General features: G+C 68.4%; 9 protein-coding genes, 1 pseudogene and 2 riboswitches. Of the genes and pseudogenes, 2 read left to right on the forward strand and 8 right to left on the reverse strand.

All coding sequences use genetic code 11. From position 1 onward, the window contains the following. Positions 1-514: 514 nt before the first annotated feature. A riboswitch (cobalamin riboswitch) is annotated at positions 515-716 on the reverse strand. Positions 717-791: 75 nt separating this feature from the next. Continuing rightward, positions 792-1,364, forward strand: coding sequence for a histidine phosphatase family protein (locus tag ACXJL8_RS25895; RefSeq protein ID WP_456617757.1), 573 nt, complete (start codon positions 792-794; stop codon positions 1,362-1,364). A 6-nt stretch (positions 1,365-1,370) separates the two neighbouring features. Here the strand turns inward: ACXJL8_RS25895 and cobT are convergent, their stop codons facing one another. The 8 genes from cobT to cbiE all read right to left on the reverse strand — a co-directional run bounded on the left by cobT (position 1,371) and on the right by cbiE (position 8,571). Beyond that, a complete protein-coding gene (gene cobT, locus ACXJL8_RS25900; RefSeq protein ID WP_456685830.1) occupies positions 1,371-2,423 on the reverse strand; it encodes a nicotinate-nucleotide--dimethylbenzimidazole phosphoribosyltransferase in 1,053 nt (350 codons plus the stop codon). A gap of 10 nt (positions 2,424-2,433) precedes the next feature. After that, positions 2,434-3,183 (reverse strand): precorrin-6A synthase (deacetylating), encoded by a 750-nt coding sequence (cobF, locus tag ACXJL8_RS25905; protein ID WP_456617759.1) that lies wholly within the window; start codon positions 3,181-3,183, stop codon positions 2,434-2,436. Positions 3,184-3,228: 45 nt separating this feature from the next. Continuing rightward, positions 3,229-3,906 (reverse strand): energy-coupling factor ABC transporter permease, encoded by a 678-nt coding sequence (locus tag ACXJL8_RS25910; protein ID WP_456617760.1) that lies wholly within the window; start codon positions 3,904-3,906, stop codon positions 3,229-3,231. Between the two features lie 37 nt (positions 3,907-3,943). Continuing rightward, positions 3,944-4,162, reverse strand: a riboswitch (cobalamin riboswitch). Between the two features lie 45 nt (positions 4,163-4,207). After that, positions 4,208-4,939, reverse strand: coding sequence for a uroporphyrinogen-III C-methyltransferase (cobA, locus tag ACXJL8_RS25915; RefSeq protein ID WP_456617761.1), 732 nt, complete (start codon positions 4,937-4,939; stop codon positions 4,208-4,210). Beyond that, the gene (locus ACXJL8_RS25920; protein WP_456617762.1) at positions 4,936-6,246 is read right to left on the reverse strand and encodes a cobyrinate a,c-diamide synthase; all 1,311 of its coding nucleotides are present in this window, start codon (positions 6,244-6,246) and stop codon (positions 4,936-4,938) included. Before ACXJL8_RS25920 ends, cobA begins: the two co-directional genes overlap by 4 nt. After that, positions 6,246-7,028 (reverse strand): precorrin-4 C(11)-methyltransferase, encoded by a 783-nt coding sequence (cobM, locus tag ACXJL8_RS25925; RefSeq protein WP_456617763.1) that lies wholly within the window; start codon positions 7,026-7,028, stop codon positions 6,246-6,248. Before cobM ends, ACXJL8_RS25920 begins: the two co-directional genes overlap by 1 nt. Next, positions 7,025-7,393 carry a cobalamin biosynthesis protein gene (locus ACXJL8_RS25930; RefSeq protein ID WP_456685831.1) on the reverse strand — a complete coding sequence of 123 codons (369 nt, stop codon included), beginning with the start codon at positions 7,391-7,393 and terminating at the stop codon, positions 7,025-7,027. Before ACXJL8_RS25930 ends, cobM begins: the two co-directional genes overlap by 4 nt. Beyond that, the gene (cbiE, locus tag ACXJL8_RS25935) at positions 7,390-8,571 is read right to left on the reverse strand and encodes a precorrin-6y C5,15-methyltransferase (decarboxylating) subunit CbiE (RefSeq protein ID WP_456617765.1); all 1,182 of its coding nucleotides are present in this window, start codon (positions 8,569-8,571) and stop codon (positions 7,390-7,392) included. Before cbiE ends, ACXJL8_RS25930 begins: the two co-directional genes overlap by 4 nt. Here cbiE and ACXJL8_RS25940 point away from each other — a divergent pair. Further along, positions 8,570-8,685 (forward strand): annotated as a pseudogene (locus tag ACXJL8_RS25940) (cobalt-precorrin-6A reductase); the annotation flags it as partial. The gene cbiE and the pseudogene ACXJL8_RS25940 overlap by 2 nt on opposite strands.

Consider the following 8,685-nt stretch of genomic DNA (forward strand, 5'->3'; position numbering starts at 1 on the left):
CTCGGATACAGTGCGATAGCCCTGCTCGCGCATGGTTTCGGCCGAAATCACCTCGACGGTCGCCGGCGTTTCGCGCACGGTCAGGCCGAGGCGCGAGGCGCTCTCGGCAACCACGTTGGTGTTGAGCGGCGTCTGCGCGGTTGCAGCCGGCACGACCGGCTTGGGCGCGGCCGGCACTACCGCAGATCTATGCGCAGCCGCACGGCGCGCAGCCTGTCCGGCACGACCGGCGGGCTTGGGCGGCTTGCGGGATTGCTGTGGGGACACCTCAATCGGCGGCAGCGGTTCGCGGGCCTGCTGCGCCAAAGCAGCGGGCATATCGGCAGCGGCAAACGATGTGAGAGCGGCAGACGCGAGCAAAAATCGGCGCGGTCGTACAAGACGGATAGAAGACACGGTGCTGGACCTCGGTATGACGTCAGTGGCACGTCACAGCGAACGAGGTCTCATCTTTTGGGCCTTTCGAGCCCTCCGATGAAGCCGAATGTCTGTACTCCCCGACCGACATCTTCGCGTGTGACCACGGCTGACGGCAGGTCTCCTGGCTCGCGGGTCATCACCTTGCGTCGCCTTCCCGGGACCGAGATACCCAGTGGCTTGTGACGCAAGATTCGCCGCTTACAGTTGCGGGGGCAGCCACGGCATTGGGGACAACGTCCCCGCACCGCATTCCCTTTTCATCCCCGGGTGGGGAAACCGTCGAGGCCATCTAGGATTACGATCCAGACAGAGTCAATGTGCCTGTTGCGGCGTTGTTGCCACAGCGGCCAACTTTCCTTGGAGATTCTTGCATGGAAGGCGAGACCTTCCTCTGGCTGATACGTCATGCGGCCGTCGACGGCGTCGCGGGGACGATCCATGCCCCCGACGCGCCGGCCGATCTTAGCGATTCCGCACAGTTGAATGCCTTGCGGCGTCACCTGCCGCGGGAGGCGCCGAGCTATGCCAGCCCGGCGCGCCGCACGATCGAGACGGCGCGCGCGCTGGGGCTCGATCCGGTGCTCGTGGGCGAATTCAGCGAGCAGGATTTCGGCGACTGGACCGGCCGGCGACATGACGAGCTCGCCGCCAAGGGCGGCGACACCTATGCGCAATTCTGGAGCGATTCCGCGCACGCACGGCCACCGGGCGGCGAGAGCTTTGAGGATCAGGTCGCGCGCGTCCGGCTGGGTCTCTCGCGGATTGCGGCCGGGTCGGCAACGCTCGTCGTGCATTCCGGCACCATCCGCGCCGCGCTGTGCGTCGCGCTCGACCTTGCGCCGGAAGCGGCCTTGCGCTTCGTGGTCGACCCGCTGTCGCTGACCCGGATCGATCGGCTCGCGACCGGCTGGCGCGTCGTCTCCGTCAATCAGCGCGTGGCTTGAGCCGGATCAGGCTGGTCGATCCGGCACATTGGCCAGCGCAAACGTCGCCATGCCGTTGTGAAGGCTGCAGGCGAGCCGTACCAGCGGCAGCGCGATCGCGGCGCCCGATCCCTCCCCGAGCCTGAGATCGAGGCTGATCAGGGGTTGCACATTCAGCGCGCGCAGCACCAGCCGATGCCCCTGCTCTGCCGATTGGTGCGACGGCAGCAGGAACGGCTGGCACGACGGATTGAGCCGCACGGCCGCCAGCGCTGCGACCGACACGATGAAGCCGTCGATCAACACCGGAATGCGGCGCTGCGCGGCCGCAATGATCGCGCCGCAGATGGCCGCAATTTCGRGGCCGCCGACGGCACACAGGATCTTTTCGGCCGGCGCACCCGCAACGCCGTGACGCGCTATCGCGGCATCGATCACGCGCGCCTTGTGCGCGCGGCCAGCCGCATCGACACCGGTCCCGCTGCCCGCGATCTCCTCGGCGCTGACGCCGAGCAGGCTGGCCGCGATCGCCGCCGACGCCGTGGTGTTGCCGATGCCCATCTCCCCGAAGATCAAGAGATCCGGTTGGCTCGCTTCCGCGCGCGCGACCGCGCGCTGGCCGGCTTCGAAGGCGAATGCCAGCTCCGCCGGTTCGAGCGCCGGCCCGACGCTGAAGTCGCGAGTGCCGTTGCGCGGCTTGTCGGTGACGACGCCCGCCATCTTCTCCTGCGCCAGCGTGCCGGCGTCGATCACTTCCAGACTCGCCCCCAATTCGCGCGCCAGCACCGAGATCGCGGCGCCGCCCGAGGTAAAATTCGCCATCATCGCAATCGTCACCGCTTGCGGATAGGCCGAGACGCCCTGCGCGACGATGCCATGATCGCCGGCGAAGATGATGATCGGCGCGCGGCCGGCGCGGGGCTGCTCGGTCGCTTGCAGGCCCGCAAGCTCGATCGCGAGTTGCTCGAGCCTGCCGAGCGCGCCGGTCGGCTTCGTCAGTTGCGCCTGACGCGCGATCGCCGCTACGCGATGGACCGCGGAGCTATCGGGGCATTTTTGGGTGACCCAGTCGGGGAGCATGCTGCCTCGCTTACGGTCTGCGCTTGAGAATGTAGCTGTCCATGATCCAGCCATGCCGCTCGCGCGCGTCCTGTCGCGCGGCGACAATCTGCGCGCCGACCTCCGCAAGCGCGCCGGACATGACGATCTGATCGGGCATGCCGAGATAGGCGCCCCACCAGATGTGCAGGCCAACCGGATCGAGCGACTGGAATGCCGTGCCACCGTCGAGCATCACGACCACGGTGTCGGTGCCTTGCGGCCAGCCGCCTTCGCGCAAGCGGCGTCCCGTCGTGACCAGGAAGGGCTCGCCGATGTCGTTGAGCGGCAGCGCATGCGCCGCGCACAGCGCCTGGATCGAGGTGATGCCGGGGATCACCGCGATCTTCGGCAAGGGATCGAGCCGCCGCGCAATGCGCAGCGAGGAGTCGTAGAGCGAGGGGTCGCCCCAGACCAGCAACGCGACCTTGCCCTCGCCTTTGAGATGGCTTGCAATCGTCTGCGACCAGGTCGCGGCCACCGCATCGTGCCAATCGTCTACGCCCTTGCGGTAGTCGGCTTCGCCCGCATCACGCACCGGCAGGTCGAACTCGGCGATGCGCGTCGATTGATTGGTGAGTACGTTCGCGCAGATCGTCCGCCGCAACTCGGCGAGATCCGATTTTGCGCTCCCCTTGCGCGGGATCAGGACGAGATCGGCGGCATTGATGGCGCGAATCGCGGCGCGCGTGAGCTGCTCGGGATCGCCGCAACCGATGCCTATCAGGGAGAGGGTGAGCATCGTGTTCGCGAAGGGCGGCCGCATTGGCCGCCCTTTCGCTTGTCTCTAGGCCGCGTTGTGCAGGCGCGGGGTAACGAGGCCGGGCGCGGTGACGCCGCGCAGCGACTTCGCCAGCGCCAGCACGCCGAGATCGGCGAGCGGCTCGATCACGATGACCAGCGCATACGAGGCCGCGAAGGTCGCGATGTTGACGAGATTGGTCACGGCAAAACCGGAGCCATAGAGCGCCCAGAACGCCACCCAGGCGATAACACCGGCCTGATAGGTCGTCGAAAGCGCCAGCGCCTGACGGTATTGCAGATCGACATAGGCGGTGTTGCGCGAAATGATCCGCGTGGCGATCGCCTGGATCGCGAACAGCGGCACCAGCAGCGTGGTGACGTTCATGCCGTATTGCGGCAGGTCGGGTGGCTCGAAGAAGATGCCCTGGAACAGCAGTCCGAACGCGAGGCCGAAGGCCGCAGGCGCCGCGCCAAATAACAGGAACAGGGTCGAGCCGAGGATGAAGTGCACTTCGGACACCCCGACCGGGAAGTGCGGCAGGATCTCGAAGAAGATGAACACCAGGCCCGTGGTGGCGAGCGTCCGCGCCGCGAACGATGTGATGCCCTGCTCGCGCACGGTCTCGACCGCAAGCTTCAGCGCGACGCCGCCTACGGCGATGCCGGTTGCGTAACTCAACACGAGCTTGGCGCCCGATACGACTCCGGGTTCGATATGCATGGTTCAGTTCCTTCCTGCCGTCACACCCGACGGCCTTGGCCTCAAAACACGCACGGCCGGTCTCCTGGCTCGCGGTTCACTGGGATCTCCGGCCTTCCCGAGCCTTGCGGCCCAGTGGCTGATCGGAGCCCCTCACCGCTTACAGTCGCGGGGGCGGCTGGGGTTTGGGGCGCCGCAACTGGGTCCGCCCATCCCCATTCCCGATTATGCTCCGGCGCTTTGCGCCGCATCGAGCACCATGCCCGTCCTGTGTGCCCCTTTCGCCAGCTGGGCGTCAAGGGCTGAAGGGTGATTGAGACCATCATGACGGGTATTCTCCCGCCAGTGCGCCGAACAGGATGACGGCGGCCGTGGAAGCCGCCCCGCCCCGCGCAAGCTGTTCGGCAAGCTCGGCAATGGTGGTGCGGACCAGCCGTTCGTCGGGACGGCCGAGGGATTCGGCGAACAGCGCCGGGGTGCTTGGGGCGAGCCCATGCGCGATCAATTTTGCGGCAAGCGCCGGAAAGGTGCGCCGGCCCATATAGACCACGGTGGTCGCCTCCGGATCGGCCAGCGCCGCCCAGTTCAAATTCTGCGGCAGCTCGCCGGTGACGTCGGCCCCGGTGACGAACTGGACCCGGCGCGAGGTGTGGCGCCGGGTCAGGGGGATCCCTGCCTGGGCAGCCGCGACGCAGGCCGAGGTGACGCCGGGGACGATCTCGTAGCCGATGCCGGCGTCGCGCAGGGTCTCGAGCTCCTCCTCGAGCCGGCCGAAAATGCCGGCATCGCCCGACTTCAGGCGCACCACACGCACGCCGGTCGCGGCATAGTCGACCAGCAGGCGGTTGACATGGTGCTGCTTGGTCGATGGCCGCCCTGCCCGCTTTCCGACCGCCACGAGATTGGCGCCGGGCCGGGCGAGATCGAGGATCGCGCCCGAGGCGAGATCGTCATAGAGCACGACGTCAGCTTCGCGCAGTCGCGCCGCGCCCTTCACCGTGAGGAGTTCGGGATCGCCGGGACCGGCGGAGATGAAAGTGACAAAACCGCTCACCGGTCCTCCGCGATCAGATGGAAGAACGTGCCGGTGGCAAGGCCGCGGCGCGAGCCGGTTTCGGCGATGACCGCACCCGTCGCGTCATGCACCACCGCCAGCGCCGTGTCAGGCTGGGCGACGATGGTCGAATAGTGGAACTCGTGGCCGCGCAGGCGTGCACCGGCGTCGTGCCCCGGCATCGGCGCGGCGAGTTCGGCCAGACGATAGCCCAGGTGCATGCGGCGTTTGGCAAAGCTCGTCTCCAGGCCGAGCAGGCCCGCCATCTCATGGCCGACGCCGTCGGCGTCGGTGAGGCCCGCACCCAGCACCATATAGCCTCCGCATTCGCCATGCACCGGCCGCGTTTCGGCGAAAGCGCGCAAACCGGCGCGAAAGCGCGCATTGGCGGCGAGTTGGCCGGCGTGAAGCTCGGGATAACCGCCGGGCAGCCAGCAGACATCGGCGCTCGCATCGGGCGCTTCGTCGGCCAGCGGCGCGAACGGCAAAATTTCGGCGCCGGCCGCGCGCCAGGCTTCCAGCATATGCGGATAGACGAAGGAGAAAGCGGCGTCGCGGGCGAGCGCGATGCGCTGACCGGGCGGCGTCACGTTCAGGCCGTTTCCCGCCGGTTGCGGCGACCACGCCGCGGCCGATCGCAGCACCGCATCGAGATCGACATGCTCAGCGACGAAGCGCGCGGCCTCGTCGATCAGACCGCCGATCTCCGTCTGCTCCTCGGCCTGCACCAGGCCGAGATGCCGTTTTGGCAGGCTGATCTCGGCATGACGCGGCAGCGCGCCGAATACGGCAATGCCGGCATCCAGCAGCGCGCGCCGCACGAGATTCTCGTGGCGCGGACTGGCGACGCGGTTGAGCACGACGCCCGCAAGGCGCACGCCCGCGCGATAGTCGCGCAAGCCGGCGGCGATCGCGGCCGCGGTCTGCGCCTGCCCGGACGGATCGATCACCAGCAACACCGGCCAGCCCAGCATCTCCGCGATGTCGGCAGTGGCGCCGGTGCCGCAGACACCGCGCGCGGCGACGCCGTCGAACAGGCCCATCGAGCCCTCGGCGAGCACGACATCGGCGTCCGCGCCGCGACCGACGAGGTGCGCGATGGTCGCGCGGTCCATCGCCCAGCTGTCGACGTTGACGGAGGCGCGTCCTGTGGCGGCCGCATGGAAGGCAGGATCGATATAGTCGGGCCCGCTCTTGAAGCACTGCACCCGCAATCCGCGATTGCGCCAGGCGCGCGCGAGCGCCAGCGTCAGCGTCGTCTTGCCGACGCCGGAGGCGGGCGCGGAGATGATGAGGCTCGCCGCCATCACGACGCCTCCGGAAAGCGCGGCTCGGCGCCGACCGGCCGATAGCGGCGGTCATAATCGGCGGCGTAAAGGCGGCTCTCGGAAAAATCCGCCGAGCCCAGCGTCTTGCCGACCAGGATGAGCGCGGTGCGCTCGAGCTCGCGATCCACGGCCGCATCGAGCGTCGCCAGCGTGGCGCGGACGATGCGCTGGTCGGGCCAGCTCGCGCGCCAGACGATGGCGACCGGGCAGTCCGCGCCGTAATGCGGCGTGAGCTCGGCGATGACCTTGTCGAGCAGATGGATCGACAGGTGGATGGCAAGCACCGCGCCGGTGGCGGCAAAGGCGGCGAGCTTCTCGCCTTCCGGCATCGCGCTGGCACGGCCCGGCGTGCGCGTCAGGACCACGGACTGTGCAAGACCGGGCAGCGTCAGCTCGGCTTCGAGGGCTGCTGCCGCTGCCGAGAACGCCGGCACGCCCGGCGTGACCGTACAGGGAATGTTGAGCGCGCGCAGGCGGCGGAGCTGTTCGCCCATCGCCGACCAGATCGAGAGATCTCCGGAATGCAGCCGCGCGACGTCCTTGCCTTCCGCATGCGCGGAAGAGATCTCCGCGATGATCTCGTCAAGCGACAGCGGCGCGGTGTTGACGATCCGCGCGCCCGGCGGGCAATGCGCCAGCACGCCTTCGGGCACCAGCGAGCCGGCATAGAGGCAGACCGGACAAGCGGCGATCAGGTCGCGCCCACGCAACGTCAGCAGATCGGGAGCGCCCGGTCCTGCGCCGATGAAATGCACCGTCATGCGCCGTCTCCTTCCGCGATCGCCGCCGTCGCGGTCCGATCCCGTGAGACCACCCGCGTCGCGATCAGCCGCGCGCCGGGCCCGGCTGCCGCAAGTGCCGCAGCTTCGGCGACAGATCCCGTGCCGAACATTTCCGTGACCCRCTTTGACTGAGTCGCCGTCGTGACGCCCGCGAGCACGTCGGGCGGAACAGCCTTGATCGGCACCCCGCATTCGCGCGCGAGCAGCTTCAGCACCTCCGCGTCGGCCTTGTCGCTGACCGTTGCCACCGCCGCAAGGCCTGCGGGACCGCCAGCCGCCAGAAGCGCCTCGCGCAACGAGGCCAGCGTGACGTCCCGTTTGAACCCGAGCCCAGCGACCTTCATCGGACCACACTCCACTGCACCACCGGCCGCGCCGCTTCCCAGGACCGGTAGCGGCCGAGCGGGCCGGCATGCGCGATCTCGACCCGCATCAACTCGCCGCCATGACGCTGGTGCAGCTCGCCGAGCAGCGCTTCCGTCTCCAGCGTCACGGCGTGCGCGACGAACCGTGTGCCCGGCGTGAGGCGCGACCAGACGGCATCGAACATTGCGCTGTCGAGGCCGCCACCGATGAAGACGGCATCCGGGGTCTCCAGCGCGGCCAGAGCTTCGGGTGCATTCCCTGCGATGACGTCGATCCGATGCGCAAGTCCAAACGCCGCCGCGTTGCTGCGGATGTTGGCGGCACGATCCTCACGCATTTCGATCGCAATCGCGGTCCCACCGCACAGCGTCCACTCGACCGAAATCGAGCCCGAACCGGCGCCGATATCCCACATCCGTTCGCCGGGACGTGGCGCCAGCGCGGAGAGTGCGAGCGTACGGATCGGCCGCTTGGTGATCTGGCCGTCGTGAACGAAGAGATCGTCCGAAAGGCCCGAGCTGCGGGAAATGCCTTGGCCTCCCCTTGCCTCGATCGCCACCGCGACGAGGTTTCCAGCGAAATCGCCCGCAAGGCCGTCGGCCCGATGCTCAGCGATGGTTTCGCGCGGCCCCCCAAGCGCGGCGAGGGTCCAGAATGCCGACGCACCCCACCCGCGCTCGCTCAGCCATTTTGCGAGTTCGCCGGCCGCCTTGCCGTCACGCACGAGACAGATGATCCGCGCACCTTGCGCGAGATGCGGCACGAGGCGCTCGAACGGCGCGGCGTGGAGTCCGAGGCAGGTGACGGATTCGAGCCGCCAGCCCAGCCGCGCGACGGCGAGCGAGAAGGTTGACGGGGCCGGATATGCGATCCATTCGCCCGCGTCGAGTTTCTCGGCAAGGCCCGCGCCGGCGCCGTACCAGAACGGATCGCCGGAGGCGAGCACCGCGGTCGGCCGGCCGCGGCAGCTCAGCACGACATCCGCATCGAATGGTACCGGCCACGCGCGGCCACGACTAGTCACGCCGGCCAGCGCAAGATGACGTTCGCCGCCGAATATCGTTTCTGCCTTGGCAAGCGCCTTTCGACTTGCTTCCGACAGCCCTGCAAGGCCATCTTCGCCGATACCGATGATGGTCAGCCAGGGATCAGCCATGACGCACGCCCTCATTCTGGGCGGAACGCTTGACGCGAGCTTGCTCGCGGCAGAGATCGCGCGCGCGGGGATCAAGGCCGTCTATTCCTACGGTGGCCGCACGCGCGCGCCCGC

The organism is Bradyrhizobium sp. P5_C11_2, from assembly GCF_054049755.1.